Source organism: Rhodococcus sp. IEGM 1305, from assembly GCF_030058635.1.
GTDB classification, from domain to species: domain Bacteria; phylum Actinomycetota; class Actinomycetes; order Mycobacteriales; family Mycobacteriaceae; genus Rhodococcus_F; species Rhodococcus_F opacus_D.
The window spans coordinates 18,752-41,950 of sequence record NZ_JASHKX010000047.1 but is presented as its reverse complement, the minus strand read 5'-3'; the positions used below and the strand labels follow the sequence as shown (position 1 = coordinate 41,950).

At 66.3% G+C, this 23,199-nt stretch carries 25 protein-coding genes and 1 pseudogene; 9 read left to right on the top strand and 17 right to left on the bottom strand.

The window, feature by feature from the left end:
- Positions 1-384 precede the first annotated feature (384 nt).
- The 11 genes from QM693_RS33835 to QM693_RS33785 all read right to left on the bottom strand — a co-directional run bounded on the left by QM693_RS33835 (position 385) and on the right by QM693_RS33785 (position 10,946).
- Entirely contained in the window at positions 385-1,185 is an 801-nt protein-coding gene (locus tag QM693_RS33835) for an SDR family NAD(P)-dependent oxidoreductase (RefSeq protein ID WP_283354503.1), read from the bottom strand.
- A 25-nt stretch (positions 1,186-1,210) separates the two neighbouring features.
- A complete protein-coding gene (locus QM693_RS33830; protein WP_283354502.1) occupies positions 1,211-2,233 on the bottom strand; it encodes a sugar ABC transporter substrate-binding protein in 1,023 nt (340 codons plus the stop codon).
- Positions 2,230-3,243, bottom strand: coding sequence for an ABC transporter permease (locus QM693_RS33825; RefSeq protein WP_283354501.1), 1,014 nt, complete (start codon positions 3,241-3,243; stop codon positions 2,230-2,232). Before QM693_RS33825 ends, QM693_RS33830 begins: the two co-directional genes overlap by 4 nt.
- Positions 3,240-4,238, bottom strand: a complete 999-nt coding sequence (locus QM693_RS33820) for an ABC transporter permease (RefSeq protein ID WP_283354500.1) — start codon at positions 4,236-4,238, stop codon at positions 3,240-3,242. Before QM693_RS33820 ends, QM693_RS33825 begins: the two co-directional genes overlap by 4 nt.
- A complete protein-coding gene (locus tag QM693_RS33815) occupies positions 4,231-5,784 on the bottom strand; it encodes a sugar ABC transporter ATP-binding protein (RefSeq protein ID WP_283354499.1) in 1,554 nt (517 codons plus the stop codon). Before QM693_RS33815 ends, QM693_RS33820 begins: the two co-directional genes overlap by 8 nt.
- 258 nt (positions 5,785-6,042) lie before the next feature.
- Complete coding sequence (locus QM693_RS33810) at positions 6,043-6,825, bottom strand: SDR family NAD(P)-dependent oxidoreductase (RefSeq protein WP_120661805.1); 783 nt, start codon at positions 6,823-6,825, stop codon at positions 6,043-6,045.
- 76 nt (positions 6,826-6,901) lie between these two features.
- Positions 6,902-7,291 carry a nuclear transport factor 2 family protein gene (locus tag QM693_RS33805; RefSeq protein ID WP_159922185.1) on the bottom strand — a complete coding sequence of 130 codons (390 nt, stop codon included), beginning with the start codon at positions 7,289-7,291 and terminating at the stop codon, positions 6,902-6,904.
- Between the two features lie 49 nt (positions 7,292-7,340).
- Positions 7,341-8,417, bottom strand: coding sequence for a maleylacetate reductase (locus tag QM693_RS33800; RefSeq protein ID WP_283354498.1), 1,077 nt, complete (start codon positions 8,415-8,417; stop codon positions 7,341-7,343).
- Positions 8,414-9,310 carry an intradiol ring-cleavage dioxygenase gene (locus tag QM693_RS33795; RefSeq protein ID WP_283354497.1) on the bottom strand — a complete coding sequence of 299 codons (897 nt, stop codon included), beginning with the start codon at positions 9,308-9,310 and terminating at the stop codon, positions 8,414-8,416. Before QM693_RS33795 ends, QM693_RS33800 begins: the two co-directional genes overlap by 4 nt.
- Before the next feature lie 14 nt (positions 9,311-9,324).
- Complete coding sequence (locus QM693_RS33790) at positions 9,325-10,050, bottom strand: SDR family NAD(P)-dependent oxidoreductase (RefSeq protein WP_283354496.1); 726 nt, start codon at positions 10,048-10,050, stop codon at positions 9,325-9,327.
- 44 nt (positions 10,051-10,094) lie between these two features.
- On the bottom strand, positions 10,095-10,946 hold the full coding sequence (locus QM693_RS33785; RefSeq protein WP_283354495.1) for a sugar phosphate isomerase/epimerase family protein: 852 nt from the start codon (positions 10,944-10,946) through the stop codon (positions 10,095-10,097).
- Positions 10,947-11,202: 256 nt separating this feature from the next.
- Between QM693_RS33785 and QM693_RS33780 the strand changes: the two genes are divergently transcribed.
- Both QM693_RS33780 and QM693_RS33775 read left to right on the top strand, forming a co-directional pair.
- On the top strand, positions 11,203-11,853 hold the full coding sequence (locus tag QM693_RS33780) for a helix-turn-helix domain-containing protein (protein ID WP_283331789.1): 651 nt from the start codon (positions 11,203-11,205) through the stop codon (positions 11,851-11,853).
- 698 nt (positions 11,854-12,551) lie between these two features.
- A complete protein-coding gene (locus QM693_RS33775; RefSeq protein ID WP_283354494.1) occupies positions 12,552-13,232 on the top strand; it encodes an MFS transporter in 681 nt (226 codons plus the stop codon).
- 60 nt (positions 13,233-13,292) lie between these two features.
- On the opposite strand, the gene QM693_RS33770 is transcribed toward QM693_RS33775, so the two are convergent.
- The 3 genes from QM693_RS33770 to QM693_RS33755 form a co-directional block, all read right to left on the bottom strand.
- Positions 13,293-14,003, bottom strand: coding sequence for a class I SAM-dependent methyltransferase (locus tag QM693_RS33770; RefSeq protein ID WP_283354493.1), 711 nt, complete (start codon positions 14,001-14,003; stop codon positions 13,293-13,295).
- Between the two features lie 765 nt (positions 14,004-14,768).
- The gene (locus QM693_RS33760; RefSeq protein WP_280783754.1) at positions 14,769-14,969 is read right to left on the bottom strand and encodes a hypothetical protein; all 201 of its coding nucleotides are present in this window, start codon (positions 14,967-14,969) and stop codon (positions 14,769-14,771) included.
- 166 nt (positions 14,970-15,135) lie between these two features.
- Entirely contained in the window at positions 15,136-15,684 is a 549-nt protein-coding gene (locus QM693_RS33755; protein WP_283354492.1) for an STAS domain-containing protein, read from the bottom strand.
- Between the two features lie 394 nt (positions 15,685-16,078).
- Here QM693_RS33755 and QM693_RS33750 point away from each other — a divergent pair, with 394 nt between their 5' ends.
- The 3 genes from QM693_RS33750 to QM693_RS33740 all read left to right on the top strand — a co-directional run bounded on the left by QM693_RS33750 (position 16,079) and on the right by QM693_RS33740 (position 17,814).
- Positions 16,079-16,597, top strand: a complete 519-nt coding sequence (locus QM693_RS33750; RefSeq protein WP_283354491.1) for a MarR family winged helix-turn-helix transcriptional regulator — start codon at positions 16,079-16,081, stop codon at positions 16,595-16,597.
- Between the two features lie 5 nt (positions 16,598-16,602).
- Complete coding sequence (locus tag QM693_RS33745) at positions 16,603-17,445, top strand: EamA family transporter (RefSeq protein ID WP_283354490.1); 843 nt, start codon at positions 16,603-16,605, stop codon at positions 17,443-17,445.
- A gap of 120 nt (positions 17,446-17,565) precedes the next feature.
- Positions 17,566-17,814, top strand: coding sequence for a DUF6480 family protein (locus QM693_RS33740; RefSeq protein WP_005256658.1), 249 nt, complete (start codon positions 17,566-17,568; stop codon positions 17,812-17,814).
- Between the two features lie 33 nt (positions 17,815-17,847).
- Here the strand turns inward: QM693_RS33740 and QM693_RS33735 are convergent, their stop codons facing one another.
- The gene (locus QM693_RS33735; RefSeq protein ID WP_283354489.1) at positions 17,848-18,153 is read right to left on the bottom strand and encodes an ATP dependent DNA ligase; all 306 of its coding nucleotides are present in this window, start codon (positions 18,151-18,153) and stop codon (positions 17,848-17,850) included.
- Positions 18,154-18,253: 100 nt separating this feature from the next.
- On the opposite strand from QM693_RS33735, the gene QM693_RS33730 reads away from it, so the two are divergent.
- Positions 18,254-18,619: a hypothetical protein gene (locus tag QM693_RS33730; protein ID WP_283354488.1), complete on the top strand. Its 366-nt coding sequence runs from the start codon at positions 18,254-18,256 to the stop codon at positions 18,617-18,619.
- Positions 18,620-19,010: 391 nt separating this feature from the next.
- On the opposite strand, the gene QM693_RS33725 is transcribed toward QM693_RS33730, so the two are convergent.
- Positions 19,011-19,943 carry an NADP-dependent oxidoreductase gene (locus QM693_RS33725; protein ID WP_283354487.1) on the bottom strand — a complete coding sequence of 311 codons (933 nt, stop codon included), beginning with the start codon at positions 19,941-19,943 and terminating at the stop codon, positions 19,011-19,013.
- A 298-nt stretch (positions 19,944-20,241) separates the two neighbouring features.
- Between QM693_RS33725 and QM693_RS37965 the strand changes: the two are divergent.
- A pseudogene (locus tag QM693_RS37965) lies at positions 20,242-21,055 on the top strand (SDR family NAD(P)-dependent oxidoreductase).
- Positions 21,056-21,159: 104 nt separating this feature from the next.
- Here the strand turns inward: QM693_RS37965 and QM693_RS33715 are convergent.
- Positions 21,160-21,516, bottom strand: coding sequence for a glutamate--cysteine ligase family protein (locus QM693_RS33715; protein ID WP_280783738.1), 357 nt, complete (start codon positions 21,514-21,516; stop codon positions 21,160-21,162).
- A 383-nt stretch (positions 21,517-21,899) separates the two neighbouring features.
- On the opposite strand from QM693_RS33715, the gene QM693_RS33710 reads away from it, so the two are divergent.
- Both QM693_RS33710 and QM693_RS33705 read left to right on the top strand, forming a co-directional pair.
- Positions 21,900-22,229 (top strand): helix-turn-helix domain-containing protein, encoded by a 330-nt coding sequence (locus QM693_RS33710; protein WP_502942694.1) that lies wholly within the window; start codon positions 21,900-21,902, stop codon positions 22,227-22,229.
- Between the two features lie 130 nt (positions 22,230-22,359).
- Positions 22,360-23,148 (top strand): GAF and ANTAR domain-containing protein, encoded by a 789-nt coding sequence (locus QM693_RS33705; RefSeq protein WP_283354486.1) that lies wholly within the window; start codon positions 22,360-22,362, stop codon positions 23,146-23,148.
- The last annotated feature ends 51 nt before the right edge of the window (positions 23,149-23,199 follow it).

The following is a 23,199-nucleotide window of genomic DNA, read 5'->3' as shown; positions in this document are numbered from 1 at the left end:
GCGGCAATGGCGCGGGTGCGTCCGTGGTTGTCAACACACTTCTCGTGCAGGTCATGCCTGGCAAGAATCCGACCCTCCTGTCCTCGACCGTCGGTCAGTCGATGTGCTCAGCGAGCCGGTATGGACGAGCAACGTTTGCGTGAACCGTAAATCGTGTCAGTCCTGCGGGGTTCCGCGTTCACGCGGACGCGGTCGAAACGACATCGCGGAGTAGCACGGACCGAGCGGACGAGTCGGTTCGCCATGCGCACACTACTTAGCGAGAGTAAATATCGGGAGGGCGGCGTGGAGCGCAGAACCCAGCCCAGGAAGGTGGCGACACGACGAATCGGGGCCTGTCGATGTTCTGACAGGCCCCGATTCGGTGCGCGTGTGCGCTGTGGGTCAGGTGATGCTGCGGAATGATCCGCCGTCGACGCCGTAGACCGAGGAGGTGACGTACGAGGCTAGGTCGGAGGCGAGGAAGACCACCACGTTGGCCACTTCCTCCGGAGTTCCGATGCGCTGCAGAGGAAGTCCGCGATGTTTCATCTCGACGTCGATGGACACCTCGCGGTGCACGCCGTGGACGGCGGCGAAGGTGTCGGCGAGGCCGCCCTCCATCAGCCACATCGGCGAGAGAATGGGGCCGGGTGCGACCGCGTTGACTCGCACGAGTGGGCCCTCGCTGATGGCCAGCGAGCTGGTGAACGACAGGATGGCTGCCTTGGACGCGGCGTAGTCCGGTCCGGCGGCGATCGGCTGGCGGCCCAGGTCCGAGGCGTTGTTGACGATGACACCGCGTCCGGCGGCCCGCATGGCCGGCAGCACGTGGGTGGCGGCGCGGACCTGGCTGAGGAAGTTCAGTTCGAGGGTGGAGACCCAGTCGGTGTCGGTGAGGCTGTCGAAGGTTCCCAGGCTGCCGGCGCCGACGTTGTTGAACAATACGTCCACCCGGCCGTCGTAAGGGGCGAGGACCTCGTCGAGGCCGCCGGTCACTCCGGTCTCGGTGCTCAGATCGGCCACGGCGTAGTGCACCTCGGTGACCTGCTCGAGTTCCTTGACGAGGATGTCGAGGCCGTGCCGGTCGCGGTCGAGCAGGGCGAGGCGGGCGTTTTCCGCGGCGAAGGCGCGTGCGGATGCGGCTCCGATTCCGGAGCCGGCGCCGGTGATGACGACGACCTTGTCCCCTAGTCCGGTTTCCATCGTGATTCCTCTCGGGCGTGGGTCGTTAGTTGGTGGCGGGTTCGGAGTACCCCTCGGGCAGGCAGCCGTTGGGGGTGAACTCGTCGAGGTTGTCCTTGGTGACCACCGGCAGCGGCATGTAGCTGACCGGCGGCACGTCCTTGCCGGCGAGGACGTCCATCATGGTGGTCAGGGCGTGGGTGGAGTCCCAGCATGGTGACTGGAACAGTGTCGTCGCCATGGAGCCGTTCTCGAGCAGGGACCGGGCGACCGGGGCATAGTTGTGGCCGAGGAGTTTGACTTGTCCAGCCATCCCCGCGGCGTCGAGGGCTTGGGCGGCGCCGGAGGCCATGATGTCGTCCGGGGTGACGAGGGCATCGATCTGGTTGCCGAATCGGCTGATCAGTGAGCTCGCTGCGGTCTGGGCCTGGTTCTTGTCGAAGTTGCCCGGCTGGGAGCCGAGGAGCTTGATGTCGGGGTGGTTGGCCATCTCGCGTTCGAGGCCGATCTGACGGTTGATCGCGGCCGCGTTGCCCGGGGTGCCGCCGATGTAGACGTAGGTTCCCTTGCCGCCGAGCAGCTTCGCGAGTTCCTTGCCCTGGAGTTCGCCGATTCGTTGGTCGTTCGGTCCGGTGAACGCGTGGTACAGGCTGGTGTCGAGGTCCTCGGGGGGCTGGGAGTTGCTGATGTCGACCGGAATTCCTGCCCGCTGGGCCTGGATCAGCATCGGCTGTTCGGCGCCGTAGAGCGCGGGCCAGATGACGATGCCGTCGACCTTCTTGGCGATCGCGATCTTCATCTGCGACGCCTGCACCGAGGCGTCGTAGTTCGAGTTCATCACGAACGCGTTGACGTGGTGTTCTTCGGCTGCCTTCCGCAGGGACGAGACGTAGTTGCGGCCGTACTCGTGGTTGCGGTCCATCGGCACGAGGAAAGCGATCGTCGGCCAGTCCTCGTTGTCGGTTGCCGCGCCGGGAGCGCCGCACGCGGTGCCGGTCAGCACGGTGGCCGCGCAGACGGCGATCGCGAGTGCGGCCCGGCGGAACAGTGAATTCTTGTGCGCCATCATCGTGCCTTTCCTGCTGCGGCAGCTGTGTGGTCCGAGGATGCACCCGTGAGGGGACCGAGCAGCGACGGCAGCCGCAGGGCCCGCACACCCTCCTTGGTCAAGACGATCGCGGCGAACAGGATCGCGCCGATGGCGATGCTCTCGACGCTCGAGTCCAGCCCGCTCATCTGCAGGCCGATGCTGATGCCGCCGAGTGCGATCGCCCCGATGACGGCGCCGATCACGCTGGCGCGGCCGCCGGACAGGCTTGCACCGCCGACGACGGCGGCCGCGATCGCCAGCAGCATCACCGTCGATCCCAGGGTGGGTGAGGCGGCGACCAGGTTGAGGGTGTCGACGACACCGGCGAGGCCGGCGACGCAGCTGCAGATGATGAAGGCGAGGATCTTGCGGGTGTCGATCGAGATCCCACCCGACGCCGCGGCTTCGGCGTTGCCGCCGATGATGTAGAGCTCACGGCCGGTACGCATCTTGGTCATGAAGAACCAGAGGGCGGCGGTCGCGGCGACGGCGATGACGATGTCCGGGGTGATCTGCCCGATCAGCGGGACGCTGAATTCCAGGGCCCGGGTGGCGTCCTGCAGCGGCACCGGGGCGCCGTCGGTGATCGCCAGGGCGAGACCTTGCAGGGTGATCAGCATGCCGAGGGTGGTGATGAAGGAGTTGATGCCCACCTTGACGACCAGGAGACCGTTGATCAGTCCCACCACCGCACCGGTGATCAGCGCGAGGGGGATCGAGACGGCGAGGTTGCCGGAGACCTGCGCGGCGACGGCCGCGGTGACGGCCATGGTCGATCCGACGCTGAGGTCGATCTCGCCGAGGACGAGGACCGGGACCAGCGCGATCGCCACCAGCCACACGTCGACGATGCGGGACAGGGCGATGCCGTAGGAGCCGAGTGCGGTTGGCTGTACTGCCAGCAGCACCACGACGACCAGGGCCAGCAGGATCACCGCCCGGAATGCGGTCCAGCTCTTGAACTGGGTCAGAAGAGTGTGGCCGTTCACTTGAGACCTCCACGTCGGCGCAGGATGGCGTCCGCCGCGAGGGTCGCGACGATGATGAAGCCCTGCACGAACTGTTGCCATTGGAACGGCAACCCGGCCAGGGACAGCACACTGAGCAGCACCTGGACGAACGCGACACCGAGGACGGTGCCCAGGATCGACCCGCGGCCGCCGAAGAGGCTGGTGCCACCGATGACAACGGCGGCGAGGGCGTTGAAGTCGTAGCCGGCGGACATCGTCGAGACAGCACTCGAGCTGTAGCCGGCCAGCGCCATGCCCGCCGCGGCGGCCCCGAGCGAGGAGACGGCGAAGGTGAGGGTGAGGGTGCGGGTGGTGTTCAGGCCGGCGATCCGGGCGGCACCGCGGTTGGTGCCGGTGGCCCGCAGCGAGTACCCGAAGCTGGTGGCGGAGAGCAGGTTGTGGGCGAGCACGGCCACGACGGCGAAGATCAGGAACAACACCGGAATGCCGGCGACGGAGGCGTTGCCGATCCACGACAGCAGCGTGGTGTTTCCGGAGTACTGGGCGCCGCCGGTGATGTAGTTGAGCACGCCCATGCCGGCGGTGGCGGTGGCCAGGGTGACGATGACGCCGTTGCCGCGCATCAGTCCGGCGCCGATGCCGTTGACGATCGCGAACACCAGGCACGCCAGGATCGCGGCCGGTGCGGCCACGGCGATGCCGTGCGGGCTCAACGCGATCACGACGATGGCGGCGAGGGCGATTTGCGGCACCACCGACAGGTCGATGATCAGGCCCGAGACGACCACGAACGTCATTGCCAGTGCGACGAATCCGAGGAAGGCGCTGTTACGCAGCAGCGTGCCGAGGTTCTGTGCGGACCAGAAACCGTCGAGTCCGACCGCGGCGAACAGCAGTAGTGCGATCAGCGCCCCGGTGACCACGATGGCGGTGGGGTTCTCATCGAATTTGCGCCGCAGGGGCGGCACGTAAGGTGCGACCTTCCCTGCCGGCGCGATCTGGGTGTCAGACATGTGCGGCTTCCTTGCGTTGGTGCGTGGTGTCGTGATGGGTGCCGAGCCGGACGATGGCCTGTTGGTCGGCCTCGGCGGCGGGCAGTTCGCCGGTGATCGTGCCGTCACGCAGGACCGCGATCCGGTCCGACAACGACAGCAGTTCCTCGAGGTCGGAGGAGACGACGATGACGGCGGTGCCCTTCGCGGTGAGGTTGCGGACCAGTTCGTGGATTTCGGCCTTGGCTCCGACGTCGACGCCGGCGGTCGGCTCGTCCAGGACGAACAATCGCGGATTGGTGGGCAGCCACCGGCCGAAAGCGACCTTCTGCTGGTTGCCGCCGCTGAGCAGTTTCACGGTGGCCGAGGTGTTGGCGGGGCGCAGGTTGACCTCGCCGGCGAGTCCGGTGGCCATCTTTTTCAGTGCCTTGGTGCGGATCTGTCCGAACCGGCTCAGCGCGGTCAGCGAGGGCAGCGCCAGGTTCTCGCGCACCGACCGGGCCAGCAGCACCCCTTCGGTGCGGCGGTCTTCCGGGACGAAGGCGACGCCGGACCGGACAGCGGAGCGGTAGGAACTGATGGTGCGGCGGTGGCCGTCGTAGCTGAGGGTGACCGATCCGCGGGAGCGGGGTTCGAGGCCGAGGATGGCCCGAACCAGTTCGCTGCGGCCCGAGCCCATCAGACCGCCGAGACCGAGGACCTCGCCGGCACGGACCTCGAGGCTGGTGCCGAACACCCCCGGCGCCCAGAGGTTGTCGACGGACAGCACCACCTCACCGAATGAGTCGGTCTTCTCTTCCCGCTCGTGTTGTTCCTGGTCGAGCAGTTTCTGCCCGACCATGCTCTCGACCAGCCGATCCGTGGTGGTCTCGGCGAGGTCGAGGTGCTCGACCAGGCGGCCGTCGCGGAGCACGGTGGCGCGGCTGCACAGTTCGAAGATCTCCCGCAGCCGGTGCGAGATGTACACGATGGTCACACCCTGATCGCGCAGGGACTCGAGCAGTTCGAGCAGCTGGTCGGTCTCCTGGGGTGTCAGGGAGGCGGTGGGCTCGTCGAGGATGAGGATCTGCGGGTCCAGGCGCAACGCCTTGGCGATCTCGACGAACTGTTGCAGGGTCGCCGGCAGCTGACCGACGAGGGTGTCGGGGTCGATGTTCACGCCCAGCCGCGCGCATAGTGCGGCGGCGATCGAGCGCATGGCTTTGCGGTCGACGAGTCCGTGTTTGGTGGGAGTGGTTCCGACGCAGATGTTCTCGGCCACGGTCAGGTCCGGGCACAGGCTCAGTTCCTGATGGACCAGTGCGATGCCGGCGGCCTTGGACGCTGCGGTTCCCCCGGACAGCGGTTGCCCGGAGACCAGCACCTGACCCTCGTTGGGGCTGTAGAGGCCGGCGAGCACCTTCATCAGCGTGGATTTGCCGGCGCCGTTCGCGCCGACGATGGCGTGGCAGGTACCGGAGTCGATGCGGATGCTCACGTCTTTGAGCGCGTGCACACCGCCGAAGTGCTTGCTGACCCCGGTCGCCTCGATGGCAGCGGGTGACGAAGCGGGAATCTGTGAGGTCACGGAGGGCTCCTGATACAGGCTGGGAAATAACGCGGTACTGCGGGGCTCGGGGGTAGAGACGCCCCAGACGGCTTTTCATCGTTACTTAACCGTGTGACGCCCACCATAGCATTTTGTTCAGCGTGACTGTCAACACCACGGAAATACTTAGTCATATCGATAAATGTTCATTATCGCTAAATACAGACGCGGTGGTAACCGATCGGGTGAATCCCGACCGGTTACCACCGCGGTGTCTGCGCCGAGGCGGCCGCAGGTCTAGAAGAAGACCTGCTCGCCGCCGGTGAGGTTGAGAGCGGAACCGGTGGTGAACGAGGCCTCGTCGGAGGCCAGCCAGGCGACCATCCTGCCCATGTCCTCGAGAGTGCCGAAACGTCCCGTGGGGATCTTGGCGTCGAGGTAGTCCTGCAGCTTCTGCTCGAGCGTAATTCCCTCGCTCTGAGCGATTTCCGCGAACGACTTCTCCATCATCTCGGTGTGCATGCAGCCGGGGCAGATGGCGTTGACGGTGATGTTGTAGGGCGCCAGTTCCAGCCCGAGGGCCTGCGTCATCAAGATGACGGCCGCCTTCGATGCGGAGTAGACCCCCTCGTTGGGGCGGGCGAGCTTGCCGAGCTGGGAGGCGGTGTTGATGATCCGCCCCGACTTTTGCTCTTTCATCACCCGGGCGGCCGCACGGGATCCGTTGAAGACGCCGCCGATGTTGACGTCCATGGTGCGGCGGAAGTCTTCGTCGGTGACGTCGGCGATTGCACCGTAGGTGTAAATGCCGGCGTTGTTGACCATGATGTCCAGGCGCCCGTGCGTCTCGACAGTGGAACCGACCAACTCGTCCACCGACGCCGCGCTGGACACGTCGACCTTGGCGGAGCTGCTCTTCGGGCTGCCGGCGGACTGCAGCGTGGCGGCGGTGTCCTCGGCGCTGTGCAGGTCGGCGCAGACGACGGTGGCCCCGCGCCGGGCGAGTTCGACGGCGATGCCCTCACCGAGTCCGCGGCTGGCTCCGGTGACGATGGCGATCTTGTTCTCGAGGGTGGACATGGGGAATCCAATCTGGTGTTCGGGTGGGGTGAGCTCCGCCGGCACGCCGGTGCACGGGGGAGTCGGGTGAGGGGGTTTACGCGGTGGGCACCGGGGTGGGCTGGTAGGCGAGGAATCGCCAGCCCGCATCATCGGTGTACTTCCATACGGCCAGGCAGCGGTTACGCAGCTTCTTCTCGCGTCCGCCGGCGGTGATGCTGGCGTTCATCTCACCGATGACGAGCGCGACGTCGTCGACGATCCGGATGAACTCGATCGGGTGGTCGATGTCGTGATAGACGTAGTAGCCTGACCGCACCTTGTCGAGGTAGGAGTCGAGGCTGTCCGTGTCGCCGGAGGAGTGCGAGTAGGCCAGGTCGGGGTGGCTGAGCTCGGCGAACCGGGCCAGGTCCTGGTCGACGATCGCCCGGTACCGGGCGTTTTCGAGATCCCGGATGGTGGTCGTCGCGTCGTGGGTAGCTGTCACGTCGGCTCCTGTGCTGTTCAGGGTGGGTGAGGGTGGGTGTCGTACCGGGTCATCGGCGGGTGGGCCGATCGCCGCGCAGAGCCTGGCCGAGGAGGTGACGCAGCCCGTCCTCGGTGACCGGGGTCGGGTTCGAGTAGGGGTTGGACAGGGCCTCGTCGATGACGACAGGGAGTTGGGTTTCGCGCACGCCGAGTTCTTCGAGCGAGTGCGGGATCTGCAGTTGCTGTTCGAGGTCCCACAACGCGGTCGACGGGTCACCGTCGGCGCCCAGCGCCCGCTGCAAGGCGGCCCGCGCTGCCGGGGCGTGGGATTCGTTGTAGGCCAGCACGTAGGGCAGCACGATCGCGTGCGTCTGGGCGTGCGGCAGGTCGAGGGATCCGCCGAGGACGTGGCAGAGCTTGTGGTGCAGCGACATCGTGGTCGCCCCCAGGCAGGCGCCGCACAGCCATGCCCCGTAGAGGGCTTTCGATCGGGCGTCGAGATCGTTGCCGTCGGCGACCACCGCGGCCAGAGATTCGGCGAAGGCGCGTACTCCCTCTTCGGCCATCAGCGAGATGATCGGCGAGGCGTCCGGGGCATAGAGCGCCTCGACGGCATGCGCGACCGCGTTCAGACCGCTGGCGGCCGAGATCTCCGCCGGCAGCGTGGCGGTCAGCTGTGGGTCGTAGATGACGCTCTGCGGCAGTACCTTCGCGTCGCGCCCGGTCTGCTTGCGCCCGTCGCGGGTCAGACCCCAGATCGGGGTCATCTCCGATCCGGCGTAGGTGGTGGGGATCGCGATGATCGGTAGCCCGTGTTCGAGGGCGATCGCCTTGCCGAGGCCGATCGAGGAACCACCGCCGATCACCACGCAGCTGTCCGCGCCGAGCTCGCGGGCCCGGTCCCGGGCGCGGTCCGCGGTCTCGACCGGCACGTGCATGCGGGCCTGGTCGAAGATGCCGGCACCGCGGTCACCGAGGTGATCCATGACGAGATCGGCCAGGTGGTTCTGCTCGGGGGTGCACAGCACCAGCGCCCGGCTCAGCCCGAGTCGGTCGAGTTCCTCCCCGACCTTGGTCACCGCGCCGACTTCGAAGCTCACCCGCATCGGCAGGGCCTGATAGTGGAAGGAGCTGGTGAAGGTCACAGTCCGGCCGCCTCTCGTACCTCGGATTCGAGCAAGGTCACATCGAAATGGACCGTGCGAAAAGGATTGTCGAACCCGAGCTCACGGGCCCGTTCCGGGTCATCGACCACCGGGAACTCCCGGATCAGGCTTTCCTTGACCCCGAACACGACATCGGAGTCGATATAGGGGGTGCCGTCGACGAACAGGTGGGTGGTGACCGGTTCGTGGCCGGGTGCGGTGACGATGAAATGCACGTGCGCCGGCCGGTTGGGATGGCGTCCGGTGATCGCCAGCAGTTCCCCCACCGGTCCGTCGTCGGGGATGGGGTAGTACCGGGGAACGATCGAGCGGAACCAGAACTTGCCCTCGTCGTCGGTGGTGAATAACCCGCGCAGGTTCAGTTCCGGCTGGATGCCGGGTTGCTGGACGTCGTAGAAGCCTTCGGCGTTGGCCTGCCACACGTCCACGCTCGCCCCGGCCAATGGGGTGCCGTCCGCGCTGCGGACCTGCCCGGTCACCAGGCACGGCTCACCACCGTCGTCGAGGGCGATGGTGTCGCCGAGCTCGCGCGGCGGGGAGTCGACCATGTGGAACGGGCCCAGAACGGTCTGCTCGGTGGCGTGATCGAGGGCGCGGTGGTTGATCGTCTCGACCAGCATCGATACCCCGAGGACGTCGGAGAGCAGGATGAATTCCTGACGTACGTCGTTGCAGGTGTGCCCGGTGCGGGTGAGGAAGTCGATGCCCTTCTCCCACTCGGACTCGGTGAGCTGGACGTCCTTGACGAAGTCGTGCAGGTGCTGGATCAGGGAGGTCAGAATCTGCCGCAGCCGGGGATCGGTGTCGGCTCCGAGGCTGTCGATCACCACCTCGGCTGAGCGGCCTTCGGTGAACAGTCCACGATCGGTCATCGGTTCAACTCCTTTCACGGTGCGGTGTAGCCGCCGTCGACCGGCAGTTCGATGCCGGTGACGTAGCTGGCCTCGTCGCTGGCGAGGAACAGTGCGCCGTAGGCGATTTCGCGGGGATTGGCGGCACGCTTCATCGGGGTGGCGGCGATCACGTCGGCGGTGATCGCCTCGTCCTGAGCGTCGATCATCGGGGTGCTGGCCAGACCTGGGTGCAGGGAGTTGACCCGGATGCCGTCGTCGACGTACGACAGGGCGGCGTTCTTGCTCATCATCCGCACCGCGGCCTTACTGGCCTGGTAGGCCGAGACTCCGGCGGCGCCGACGATGCCCCAGATCGACGAGACGTTGACGATCGAGCCGGCGTGCTGGGCCTGCATCGTCGGCAGGACCGAGCGCATGCCGTAGAAGACCCCGGTCTGGTTGACCGCGATGATGTTGTGCCAGTCGTTGAGGTCGATCTTGGCGATCGCTTCGTAGGAGCCGACCAGGCCGGCGTTGTTGACCAGGATGTCGATCCGCCCATGCGCGGCGATCACCGAGTCGACGAGCCCCTGCCAGCTGTCGAGTTGGGTGACGTCGAGGGGCGTGAAGGTGATGTTCGGGTGATCGAACGGCTCCGGCTCGCGCAGGTCGCCGACCACCACCCTCGCGCCTTCCTCGGCGAACAGTTCCGCCGTGGCGCGGCCGATACCGCGAGCTCCGCCGGTGACGATAGCTACCTTCTGATCCAACCGCGCCATTGCGATGTCCTCTTCTTTCGGTATTCGATCCGTATCAGGGCAGGTCAGCGCAGGTACTTCATCGACGCTTCATAGGCGGCGGGAACGGCCTCGCCGATCGGGAGCTTGCGGTACGCGGCGGACAGGATCTCCACGCCGTAGATTCCGTCGTAGCCGGTCTTACGGATGGCGTCGACGAAGCCTTGGACGTCGAGTTCGCCCTCACCGGGAAGCCGGCGACCGTTGAAGGTGTCGGCGATGAGGTCACCTTCGAACGTCAATGGAGCATCGTCGAGTTCGACGTCGAAGATATACTTCGCCGGGATGTCGGCGAGAGTGTCGAAGTCGACGCCGGCGCGGGCGACGTGCCAAATGTCGATCAACAACCCGCCAGCGGGATGATCGGCCTTGGCGATGAACTCGAGTGCCTGCTGCGGCGTCTTGACGTTCACGAACGGCATCGGCTCGAACACCACCGTGGTACCGGCATTTGCAGCGTCGGTGCAGAGCTTCACGAACTCGGCCGCCATGTGGTCCGCATCGAATTCACCACCGCTGAAGTCGCCGCCGACCTTGATGTGGCGGGCGCCGAGGGTCTCGGCGGCCCGGAACATGTTCGCGCGAATCTCGTCCGCGGCCGCCCGGCGGTCGTCGGTGAGAAACCAGTTCTCCAGGAACTCGAGCTCGAGGTGAGCGATGCCGTTGTCGGCGAGCATGGTCTTGACGGTGGGGAACCCGTACTGCTGCTCGGCGTCTAGAAGATCCAGGTAACCAATGCCCACGCCGGTGAATCCGGCCTTCGCGGCAACCTCGATGCGCTCCTGGAAGCTGTGCGGACTGCGATCGTTCTCCGCGTTGCCGGCGTCGGCGTCACCAGCGGTCGTCCACGTTCCAGCGATCAATTCGATCTTGCTCACTATCAATTCTTCCTTCCAGAGGGGGTTGGGTGGGTTGCATCCTGCGACGTAGCGCAGGTTCATCACGATGCCAGACCGACCAACTCAATAATTCATCCTGGCTTAAATCTGTGACTCCAATCATGCAAGTCGTGTAGTGTGAATGTCAACATCGGGCGATGAACTGCGGTGTTGCACCACTGCCGGAGTTAAGCCAGAGTGGATATCGAGCGTCAGACACACAGAACGGGGCACAGTGGTGGAAGAGGAAATCGGCGTGGCCTTGAAGCGGGCCCGCCTGGACAAGAAACTGTCACTGCGCCAGATCGCCGATCAGCTCGGCATCTCCACCAGCCTGCTCTCGCAGGTCGAGAACGGAAAAACCCAGCCGTCGGTGAAAACGCTCTTCGGTCTCGCGACCGTGCTCGAGGTCTCCCTCGACCAAATAGTGTCCGGTCGCAGCGGTCTCGACGTCGAGCTCCCGCAGAACCGCGACGCGGCGGCCGGTATCCAGCGCGCCGCAGACAATCCCGTCCTCGAAATGGAAAACGGGGTCACCTGGCAGCGGCTGGCCACCGGGGGGCGCACCGAGATCGAACCGCTCTACGTCACCTACGAGGTCGGCGCCTCCAGCTCGGTCGACGGCAAACAGATGCGCCACGACGGAGCCGAGTTCGCGTACATCCTCGAAGGCACGCTGCGGCTCCGGCTCGACTTCGACGAACACGATCTGGGCCCCGGCGATTCGTTCTGCTTCGACTCGAGCCGGCCACACCTGTTCTACAACCCGGGCACGGTTCCCGCCCGCGGCGTCTGGTTCGTCTTCGACAGCGCGACCCACACCGCCGACGTCAAATCGTTGCTCGACGCGATGCGAACCGCCAACGGCAGCGGCCAGGGCCGCACCCATTTGCCCACGTTCAGGTAAACCCGCCGGGCTGTCCCCCACACCCCCGGAAATCACCTCCGCTTGGTCGCTGCGTGCCGGTGAGTCGCCTGCACCGCCCCCTGAGGGCGACCTCTGGGCTGCGTGGTGCGCGCACCACCTTCCGTGAATAACTGTCCGACGGCGTGCACACTTATCGCTGCCGAGAGGAACCTCGATGCCCCGAGCCGATACCACCCCGGCCACCGGGACCCGTGCGGCCATGCCGACCTGGCTGGTGCTGCTGATCGCGACTGCCTGCGCAGTGGTGGTCGCCAATCTCTACTACTCGCAGCCCCTGATCGGCGAGATCAGTGCATCGCTGGGCCTACCTGCCCAGTCAGCGGGGCTGATCGTCACACTCACCCAGATCGGCTACGGCGTAGGGCTTCTCCTCGTCGTGCCACTCGGTGATCTCTACGAGAACCGCACCCTGGTAACGGTCCTGCTGGCCGCCGAAACGGTGGTCCTCATCGCAGCGGCCCTCGTGACGGCGCCGATTGTCTTCCTGGTGATCTCCGCACTCATCGGGCTCGCCGCGGTCGCAGTCCAGGTTTGGTTCCCTTCACCTCGCACTATGCCCCCGAACACCAGCGCGGCCGGGTCATCGGCACGGTCATGGGCGGACTCACGATCGGAATCATGCTGGCCCGCCTGCCGCGAGCCTGATTGCGAGCCTGTGGTCCTGGCGGGCCGTCTACGTGCTGTCCGCCCTCCTCGTCGTGATGATCGGCGCCGCGATCCGATTCACGATGCCCGCCCGGCGGCCCGAACACACCGCGGGCTACCGCGCACTGCTGGCATCCCTACCTCGCCTCGTGCGCGACATCCCGGTCCTGCGTCGCCGCGCGCTTTACCACGCCTGCCTGTTCGGGTCGTTCAGCCTCTTCTGGACCGTCGTTCCGCTGCTGCTGACCAGCGACGCGTTCGAGATGTCCCAGAGCGGAGTCGCACTGTTCGCCCTCGCCGGAGCCGCCGGAGCCATCGCATCACCGATCGCCGGCAGAATGGCCGACCGCAACCGAACCCGGTCATGGACGCGGATCGCCATCGGCTGCGTCCTGATTGCACTGCTGGCCGCGGCCCTCGCCCCCGCCGGATCCGCCCTCGGGCTCTCAATCCTCGTCGGTGCGGCAATTCTGCTCGACTTCGGTGTCATGACCAATGTGGTGCTCGGACAACGCGCCATCTACAGCCTCGGACCCCAACTACGGGCCCGCCTCAACGGCCTCTACATGGCCATATTCTTCGTCGGGGGCGGAGTCGGCTCAGCACTCGGCGGATTCGTCTACGCCCACCACGGATGGACAGCCGCCGCACTGACCGGGGCCGTCCTGCCCGTCCTCGCCCTCGGATACTTCCTCACAGAGCGACACGACTAACACCCGGATGACGATCCCTTGCGGGACAGCACGTCGTCATGAATCTGTCGCATGAGGCGGTCACGATGCGCGTCGGGCGAGTATGAGTGCTCCGCGTTTGGTCAACGGCAGCGGCAGGGGCCCGCGGTCGGCCAGCGCATCGGCGAGAAGCTCTGCCCGGTGGTGCGGCACCAGGCGTGCCTGAAGGAAGTCCCGCACAGCGTCCCGGTCGGGCAGCGTGATGAGCGACGCGTCCCAGGGCTCGGTCTCAGCCGCCCCGAAGGCGGCGGCGACCAGCTGTTGAGCGTCCTCTGCATCGAACGGTGTCGGCTCCGGTTGCCAGAACGGCGCCAACTCCGGGGAATCCACCCTGGAGATCGTGCCGGCGATGAACAGCCCGTCCGGGCGCAACACACGGTAGGCCTCGCGCAGGCCCAGCTCGGGCCGGTCGAGGTGGTCCAAGACGTTGACCGCGACGACGGCGTCGGCTGCGGCGTCCGCGACGGGCAGTGCGATGACATCGCCTCGCGCCACCGGGCAGCGCCGCACCGCCGCTGCTGTCATCGCCGTCGCGGCATCGATGCCGAACACCCGTAACGCGCTGCCGACCGCGGACCGGGCCAATGCCCCGTCACCACAGCCGATGTCCAGCACGCGAGCGGCCCCGGCATCGAGCAGCAGACGCACGATCCGGGCGTGCAGGTCCGCTCCGGGCCGGACATGGGCCGCGGTGAGACGGACACCGCGCCGAAACCGGCCAGGGTCGGCGTCATAGTCTCGCGGGGTGGGCACACCTCACATCCTGGCCTTCAGCGCTGCTGCCCGCGCTCGCTTTCGGCGTTGACCGAACGCCGGCCGTGCCGACCAGCACCGCCGTTTTGCTCCGCGATACGGCCCAACGCACTGCACACCCTCCACGTGTGCCCGCAGGGTGCACGTCATGGCCGACCTCTGGCTCCAGACGATTCACAATTCGGTTGGATACGGCAGGGCTCGGGGCTCTAGTGCACTGATGGACGGAGCCCTCTGCTGAACCGGCCCGTTTCCGTGTCGTGGACGGACGGGTAATGCGCGGTCCTGCGACCCGACCGCGGCAGGTGTTCGAGGCCCGGGTGCGGGGCGGACGGATTCAGGTCCGGCAACCGGACGAGCAGCGAACGCTCCGCACCAACCCTGGTGCCGGCGTCAATGATTGACGCTCCGCGGATCGGGTAAAGGTCATCGCCGACGCAGGTGAGAGGCGACCGAGGGCACCGACCGAAGTTCATGTCGATGTGGTCGGTCGTCGTTCTCTGTTTCAGGTGGATTGATGTACGCTCGCCCGGCTAGTGATTGCGAAGCTCGTCGATGAGATACTTCTTGTTCAGCTTCGAATAACCTTCCAATCCAGATCTTTGGCACGCTTCTTCGGGTCGTCGACCGCCCAGTCCTCGGAGGATTGTGACTGTCCGATATTCTTGCGGCCACGACTCGCTGCAGCATTGGAGACGTGGGTCGCCTTCCTTCGTTCGAGTGGCCTGCCCGTGCCCCGGGCACCTCAAACCACGGCGAGGCTTCTCAGGTGGCCAGCCACACACGTCGTCGCGCGACGGCCTTCATCCGCTCGAGCAGGTCGGGGCGCAGGGGGGTGGGCGGGGAAAGTTCCAGATATTCGGCCAGGTACCGGAAGAACGCCGCGGCGTCCATGCCGAAGTCGGCCATGATCGTCTCAGCGGGGCCTCCGCCCAGGGCGCACCACCGAACTTCGAACGCCACCATCCGATTCACCGCAGTGGTCCCCACGGTTATCGCAGTTTCTGCGAGGGGCGTGCCGCGTCCGCTTCCATGTTCCCGACCTCGCTGCCGCCGTCGCCGTGCTCCATGCGATCGAGGTGGTGCTTGATCCATGCGGTCGACCACGCTGGCGGGTTTGAGTACTGGTTCGTCATCGGGCGATGCCTTTCCGGTTGAGCGCTGTAGGGGAGGGGAGGGTCGCGAGAGAGCAATGCAGCGAACGCGATCGGTCGAGGACCGGAAATGTCGGTGTGTGATCTGCGGTGGAAGCAGAGTAGGCGAGTGCCGCGTGGAACGCTTCGGCGACGGTGTCGAAGCAGGGCGCCGCCGTGCTGAGCCCGATTCGGTCCAGGACCGCGTGCAGGCCGGCCGGAGCGGCGACGGTCAGACGGCATCGTTGCTCGGCCAATCGGGTGGCGGCGTAGTCGAGTGCAGCCAGTCCGGCGCAGCCGACGAACGGAACGCGCAGAAGGTCGACGACGACGCTGTGGCCGGTGAGCACCGCCTCGGCGAGGCACGCGCTCAGCACCGGGGCGGTGACGACGTCGACGTCGCCGCGCACCCGGAGCACCCCGGGGCCGCCGGTGGGTTCGTCGATGTCGATGCGGAAGCCGTGATCGGCGTTGCTGCACAGGTCGGTCCCGGACAACGATGACCGCGTCAGACCGGGAGAATCGAAGATGGTGCGAAAATTGGCCATGGGTGGCTCCCGGTGTGTGACCGGCCGCGGAACCGAACCAAACCCTGGAATGAAGGGTCTTCGACACACAAGTCGGCGATCCCACACCGGTGGCGGCGTTGTCTGCCAGGCTGTGATCTCAACCTCTGATCAGAAGATAACGCGTCTTCGCGCGGAAGGAAACCCTGCACACGCGTCGGGGTCCTGCGGTCCGGTGCACGAGGTCGGGAGTGCGCGCACGGTCTCGCCGAACCCGATTTGCGCGGCAGAACTGCGCAAGCCTGCCCGGTCTCGGATAGGTGCATCAGTACGTTGTGGAACGACCGGGTAGGTCTGTGGACCCCTCTCGAGATCGCGACACCGTCCCCGTCGTGAGGTCTGGACGGCCACCCTCACCGAATGGTATGCATGAGTCATGCATGGAAGTCGCACGGCCAACCTCCTCGGGGCCGCGGCGCTGGCTGTGAGCGATCTCGTACTCACGAGTGTCACCCGCGTCAGCCAGGTCAGCCCGAGCGGTGCTGCCGCGCTGGTGGTCTTGTCGGCCACCCCCGACCTGAGCGTGACAGAACTCGGCCGGCGCGTGGGCCTGACTCAATCGGCCGCGGCACGCATGGTCGAGTCACTCGAGGGCAAGAACTTGGCGCAACGGAAACGCGGTGCGGGACGGGAAAGGGCTGTCGCCCTCACTTCGGAAGGGCAGCGGGCAGCGCGTGCCGCCCTCGGGGCCCGCGGGGATGGACTGGCCTCGCTGCTGGCGGCACTCGACGACGAAGAACGCGAGGCGCTGGCCGGTGTGCTGGACAAATTGTTGGCCCGGATTTACCAGGATGTCCGTGACTCGGAATTGCTCTGCCGGCTCTGTGATCGCCGGGCATGCACCACCGACGCGGTCTGTCCGGTCGGCAACGCCGAAAGAGCGACCGAAAAGTAATCCGGATGGGACCTCTCCTCGCGCTCACCTCGGCACTCTTCTACGGCATCTCGGACTTCACCGGCGGTCTGCTGTCCCGTCGCGCCCATTTCGTGGTTGTCGCGGCCGTGGGTCAGGTCGGTGGGCTCCTGTTCGCCGTCGTCGCTGCCACAGCGGTCGGCTCCTCCGGTGTGCCGGCGCCGGTCGACCTGGCCTGGGGCGCCCTGTCGGGGGTCGGTACCGGAGTGGGGATGTTGTTCCTGTTCCGTGGCCTCAGTCATGGGGCGATGAGTGTGGTGGTTCCGATCAGCGCGGTCTGCGGTATCGCCTTGCCGGTCCTGATCGGAGTCGCCGCTCTCGGTGAGCGCCCGTCCACGCTGTCCTGGCTCGGCATCGTGATCTCGGTTCCCGCACTGTGGCTTGTCGCGGACACCGGTACTCGCGCTGGACCCGCGCTGCCGGCAGCCGCTCTCGATGGTCTCATCGCAGGAATCGGCATTGCCGTGCAGTATATTTCGCTGGCGCAGGCCGGGTCGGGGGCAGGATTGTGGCCCGTTGCCGCCGGGCGGGTCGCGGCGATCCTCACCATCGTGCCGCTGCTGTCGACCGTGGGACGCGCACACATGCGGCGGTCTCTTCACACCGTGCCGGCGGCAGCCGTCACCGGGGCGGCAGCAGCACTTGCGCTCATCGCGTATCTGCGCGCCACGAGGGAGCAACTCGCCGTCGTCGCCGTCGTGTTGTCCGCCCTCTACCCCGTCGTCCCCGTCGTGCTCGGTGTCACCGTTCTTCGAGAACGCCTGATCCCGAAACAGTCGGTCGGCCTTCTCGCCGCCGCGTCCGCGGTGGCACTTCTCGCCACCAGCTGACCCCTTGGCGCGAAACGCGGTACACGCGTCCGGCGTGTGGGTGTGGCAAATCCGGGTACCCGCATGTCACAGCCGTCCGCTCGAACGCCGAGCAGCCGTATTCCACGGAGGGCCGTTACTATGACCGCTCAACCTCCGGACCCTGATCCGGCGAACACTCCCGATCTCGAATCGGGCGGCGGTGTCCGACCAGGCTCGACGCCTCCGGACTCCGCCCAGACGTCGGGGTTGTCCGAGCACGAACCGCGCACCAGTTGGTCGTTTCCACCGACAGGCATTGCCACGATGGTGGTCATCGGTGTGATCGTCGTGGTGTTCGTGGCGATCGCGGTCCTGCTGGTGCTCGATATCGTCGGGGTCTTCGACTGAGTTCGGTCTCCCCTTCGAGGCACCGCCCGATGATCATTCCCGCCGCACGTCCTCGGGATTCTTGTCCGTGCGCAGGCCACGCCAGGTCGGGTGCCGGAGAAGGTTCGCCGTGGTCCATTCGGTGAACCCGACCTCGCCGACCAGCCGGGGAGTGACCCAATGCGCGTCCTTGCGTTGGGCGGTCGTCAGGGTGTCGGTGAACGGGCTCGTCTTCCGTGAGAGCCGTTCGAGTTTTCGCGTCAGGGACTCGAGCATCGGTTCGGTGAATCCGGTGCCGACCCTGCCGACGTACCGGAGCCCGTCCGTGTCCGGGATGCCGATGCGGCTGTCGGTATTCACCGGCTCGAGCAGACTCGTCCTGCCCCTCCGCCCGACCATCAATCGCGATGAATTGCCGTTGCGTCCGTTCGACGATCCGGAAGGGGCTCAACCGATCCCGGTGACGCAACTCGTGCCCGGTGAAGAGCACTGGACCGTCTCACGGGACCTGGTGCGCTATATCTCCGCTCTCGAGGTCGTCAAGGACCTCGGCGTCATCCGTTTCGACAACAGCGGACTCGAGGTCGCGCGACGGGCGTACGAGCGCTACAGCTGGGTTGGTGACGACTTCGGGTCGGTTCGCGGTGAAACGGAGTGGACGGTCACCTTCGAGCGGGAAGACTGGAAAGCGTCGACGACCACCCGCACCGTATTGACGTCCACCGCGGAAAACTTCCGCATCCAAGCCGAGCTACGCGCGTATGAGGGCGGCCAGTGCGTCGCCACCCACGAATGGGACCGCACGGTACCCCGTGACCTCGTGTGAGCAATGCGGCATGTCATCTCAGAAGGCAGCAAACTCTGAATATGATGCTCCGGAACGGTAATCGGCCTGGTCCGCGTCCACCTGATCCCGGATGGCCAACGGTGTGTTATCCGAATTCCTGGGTTCCCTTCGTGACCCTCCACACGACAGCAGGATCCGGCGCATTCTCGGCCATGAAACGCGCTCGCGACATGCACGCTCATGGAGTGCCTGCCCGGCCCATCGACGGAGCACAATCGACCGCGTCCCGGCTCTGATCAGCAGCCTGGCGTCGGATGCCGCTGCTCGACTTGTCATCGGCATCATGAACGTCCGACCAGAACCTGCCCACCTCAACGCTGTTGTCAATCAGAATCTTTCACCGCGAAATCGGGCCGTGTCCCTCGCCGGGTCACGCCCGCGTGGTCTGTTCCAGGTCGATCACGATCTTACCGAGCACGTGCCCGGACTCCATCGCGCGCAGGGCTTGCGGCGCTTCATCGAAGGGGTAGGTCTGCAAGATCTTGGGGTCGACCTTGCCCTCGGCGACCAGGCGGGCGACGCTGGGAACCCCTGCGGTGCCCGATACCAGGAACGTGCCACCGATTTCGTCGACACCGGGATCGACGATGGAGACGATGCGGGCAGGGTTGGTGATCAAAATGGCGACCTGCCGCAGGGGTCCGCCGCCGACAAGGTCCAGGATGGCATCGACACCACCGGGGAGCAGTTCCCGCATCTGCTCGACGACGTCGCCACTGTCGTACGGCACCAGCGTCGCTCCGAGACTCTCCACCAGCGGCCGCTTGGCCGCGCTCCCGACACCGAAGACCGCGGCACCACGGTCCCGCGCCAGCTGTGCCCCCATCACGCCGACCCCGCCACCGATGCCGTTGATCAGCAGCGTCTGGCCCTCGACGATGTCGAGTCGCTCCAGCACCTCCCAGGCGGTCCCGCCAGCCACCGGAAGCGCCGCCGCCTGCAAGAAACTCAGCTGCGGGGGCTTGTGCGCGGTCGCCTCGGCGAGCAGCACCGCGTGCTCGGCGTAGCTACCGTGCTCCGGTGCGGACCTGCCCATCACCGCGTCGCCCTCGGAGAAGCCGGTGACGTCGGATCCGACCGCCACCACGACACCCGACGCTTCGACACCGAGAACCAGGGGGAAGGCCGGGGTGGCTTGCGGGTCGGCCATCGCTCCGCTGCGGATCTTGTAGTCGATCGGATTGACCCCGATGGCCTTGACCCGGATCACCAGCTCGCTGGGACCCGGGGCCGGCTCCGGCCGGTCGAACCAGGTCTCGGTCTCGGGACCGCCGTAGGAGGTGTAGCCGTAGGCCCTGCTCATCCTGGTGTCCTCCTGAACGTTGCGGCACGTATCCGTTCCCATCCTGCCTCTCCCAGCCCTGCGGCCGCAGGGCGATCGCGAAGGCCGGAAATGTGCGTTCGTGGTCCGGGGTGCGCACGGCCACGACGGCCCAGGGACCACCGAGTTGGATGCGCAAGGTCATCGCGAATTCTTGGGCGACGAGCGACGGCGTGGGGGCTACGGCAGCCGCACACTCCTCGAGAGGGTGGCGGGGTGTACGGGTGGGCCGTCGGGGTACTCGAGTCCGCGACCCGGAATCCGACGAAAGGCAGGGGACGTGACCGAAAAACCGGACACCACGCAGGCACCGCGACCACTGGCCCTCGTCACCGGCGCTTCGCACGGCATCGGTCTGGAACCGGCGAAGCTGTTCGTGCAGGACGGGTACGACCTCGTCGTGGTGGCGGACTCCGACGCACTCGACTCCGCGGTCGCTGACCTCGCCTGCACGGGAGCGACGATCATTTCCGTGCGCGCCGACCTGAAGACCGAGGAGTGCGTGACCACGGTGTACGCGGCCGTCGGGGAGGACGGCAGGCCTCTGGCCGCGGCGGTTCTCAATGCCGGTGTGGGACGCGGTGGTTCATTCGTCGATACCCGCTCGCCGACACGCTCGCCGTCGTCCACCTCGACGTCCGCTCCACCGTGCACCTGGCCAAATTGGTTTTCGACGACATGACGCGACGGGGCATGGGCAAGGTGCTCGTCACCTCGTCGGTGGCGTCGACGATGCCCGGCCCCTACCAGGCGGTGTACAACGCCTCGAAGTCCTTCGTGGAGTCGTTCAGCGAGGCGTTGCACAGCGAACTGACGGGCACCGGTGCGTCACCATCACCGCGCTGATGCCCGGGCCGACGGACACCCACTTCTTCGCGCGGGCGAGATTGGGCGACACGGCGCTGGGGCAGGGCCCGAAGGATGATCCCGCCGCGGTCGCGAAGCAGGGGTACGACGCGATGTGGCGGGGCGAGCGGAAGGTGGTCGCCAGTTCCGTGCTGTCGAAGGTGATGGCTACGCTCGGCGCCGCCACGCCGGACGCGGTCGAGGCGGCCGCACACAAGGTCCTCGCCAAACCGGGATCGGGACGGTAGCTCGGCCGCACCACCGCCACGGGGAGCGCCGACAGTCGAATATGCTCCGGGGCAATAAAAATAACCCAACTCTGATGTGCAGATTGGTGGGCGAGGGTGGTCCGTTATGTCGAGCGGGTCCGGCGGTGTGCCTGTTCCGAAGGTGCGGCGTTGCTGGATGGCGCCGGTGCCGCGGGCGAGGACCGCTGGTGGGCCTGGTGCGCCCGGTGGTAGTCGCTGGTGCGACCCAGGGCGGGGCGAAGATGGTCGAGCAGGCGCAGGATCGGGTCGGTGGCTGGGACCAGATGCCCGGAGACCGGGTCGATGCCGTGCCCGTCGATTCCGTCGCGGGCGGCGCGCCAGTACGCCGCGTGCGTATCCACCGGGCTGGGGGTGTAGCCCCGGAGGAGCGCGGTGGGCGGTGACGACAGACCCTGGATCAGGGTCGCCACTACCGCGGCGTCGTCGTCGGTCGCGGGCACGTCGGCGATTCGGGCTTCGATGGCAGTGGCACGAAATTTCTGTAGTGCTGACTGTAGACTTCCTCCAGTCATCGGCATAATATTGACCGCAGATCGGCGGAGACGACCCCTCCGGGGGCCGCCCCGACAAGACACCGACGGGAGCGGAACTCTTCCAGATGCGGGTTCCGTACCCGGAACCCGCATCTGACGAATGAGACTGTTCATCCGTAGGCGCGGGGTCTCGAGTCGAGAGGCAGGTGTTGCGTAACTCACGAGATCTGAAAGCTGTGCATCGAATGTCGGGGTACCGGCGGCCGCTGACACCGTGGTGAACGCGGGCGGGACCCCGGTACCGCAGGCGCGCAGTCCCGCCCCGACCATGAAGAAGCACCGAGGTATTCGTGGACGAGAACCCTGACCGTGAAACATCGAGGAACGAACTCGACAATGACGACTATCCGGCGTTCAGCATGGGCCGCGCCGTCGACACCCTCGGTGTCACCGCCGCCTTTCTCCGCAGTCTCGACGACATGGGTTTGGTGGTGGCGCAACGTTCTCCGGGTGGGCATCGCCGGTATTCGCGGAATCAACTCCGCCTCCTCTCCCGCGTACGCGAGCTGGTCAGTAACGGCACCGCCGTGGAAGCCGCGTGCCGCATCGTCTCGCTCGAAGAACAACTCGCCGACGCGCGGCGCGATCTGCGGGATCAGACCGCCGACGACCGTTCCTGACGGCGATGCAGGATCAGGGATTTCGAGTACAGCCAACCGGCGGGCGCCGTTACCGCGCTTTCAATTGGTTAGTCATGAGCACAATGCCTGAAAGAGGTATGTGAGATGGCGTCTGAAAGAGGTATGTGAGATGGCCGCCGAGCTAGTTGGTGACATGTCGGCGACCAATGCATTGGACGTCGTCATCGAGGGGGTGGCAGCACTGCGGGGTGAGGCGGCGACGCAGAATCTCGAGACGGTGCTGGGTCGGCTCGCGAAAACCGCCATTGTGGCGGTTGCCGATGCGGATGCGGTCAGCGTCACGCAACTCGAAGACGGGGTTCCGCGCACCGTTGCCTCGACCGACGACGCAGTAATCGCCCTCGACGAATGCCAGTACGCCGCTGGGCGGGGCCCGGGCCTGCAGGCCGCGACGCCATTGCGTCCGGTCCGAGTGGCGGGCGCAGATCGCGACCGGTTTCCCGAATTCACCATCGCCGCAGAGAACGCCGGAATTCGGGCGTGTCTGTCGGTACCGGTTCTGCTCGATGATCGAGATCCCGGCGATGTAGTGGGAGCGTTCAACGTCTACAGCTACCGTGTCGAGGCATTCGACCCGTTCGACGAGCGGTTGCTGCGGTTGTTGACTACCGCAGCGTCGGCCGCGATCGGCAATGCGCGGGGTTGGCAGCATGCCAGCACGCACGCCGAACAACTCGCGACTGCGTTGGTCTCGCGGGCGGAGATCGATCAAGCCAAGGGTGTGCTGATGGCCGTTCACGGGTTCACCAGCGATCAGGCGTTTCGCCATCTCAAGCAGATTTCCCAGCGCACGAACACCAAACTCAACCAAGTTGCCCGCAAGTTCATGCAGGACTGCACCACTGATCGCCTGTCGAAGCGCGAACCGGGCGGTGAAGCAGCGGGGGATTCCGTGTAGATCCCGGGTGGGAGATCAGCCAGGCAGGCCTGTTCCGGCCTCGCCGGTTCG

Bases quoted from the DNA above. Each gene is read 5' to 3' on its own strand.
- QM693_RS33835 (WP_283354503.1), bottom strand. From the start codon at position 1,185: ATGGAAACCGGACTAGGGGACAAGGTCGTCGTCATCACCGGCGCCGGC.
- QM693_RS33830 (WP_283354502.1), bottom strand. From the start codon at position 2,233: ATGATGGCGCACAAGAATTCACTGTTCCGCCGGGCCGCACTCGCGATC.
- QM693_RS33820 (WP_283354500.1), bottom strand. From the start codon at position 4,238: ATGTCTGACACCCAGATCGCGCCGGCAGGGAAGGTCGCACCTTACGTG.
- QM693_RS33810 (WP_120661805.1), bottom strand. From the start codon at position 6,825: ATGTCCACCCTCGAGAACAAGATCGCCATCGTCACCGGAGCCAGCCGC.
- QM693_RS33795 (WP_283354497.1), bottom strand. From the start codon at position 9,310: ATGACCGATCGTGGACTGTTCACCGAAGGCCGCTCAGCCGAGGTGGTG.
- QM693_RS33790 (WP_283354496.1), bottom strand. From the start codon at position 10,050: ATGGCGCGGTTGGATCAGAAGGTAGCTATCGTCACCGGCGGAGCTCGC.
- QM693_RS33760 (WP_280783754.1), bottom strand. From the start codon at position 14,969: ATGGTGGCGTTCGAAGTTCGGTGGTGCGCCCTGGGCGGAGGCCCCGCT.
- QM693_RS33755 (WP_283354492.1), bottom strand. From the start codon at position 15,684: ATGGCCAATTTTCGCACCATCTTCGATTCTCCCGGTCTGACGCGGTCA.
- QM693_RS33750 (WP_283354491.1), top strand. From the start codon at position 16,079: ATGCATGGAAGTCGCACGGCCAACCTCCTCGGGGCCGCGGCGCTGGCT.
- QM693_RS33745 (WP_283354490.1), top strand. From the start codon at position 16,603: ATGGGACCTCTCCTCGCGCTCACCTCGGCACTCTTCTACGGCATCTCG.
- QM693_RS33740 (WP_005256658.1), top strand. From the start codon at position 17,566: ATGACCGCTCAACCTCCGGACCCTGATCCGGCGAACACTCCCGATCTC.
- QM693_RS33725 (WP_283354487.1), bottom strand. From the start codon at position 19,943: ATGAGCAGGGCCTACGGCTACACCTCCTACGGCGGTCCCGAGACCGAG.
- QM693_RS33705 (WP_283354486.1), top strand. From the start codon at position 22,360: ATGGCCGCCGAGCTAGTTGGTGACATGTCGGCGACCAATGCATTGGAC.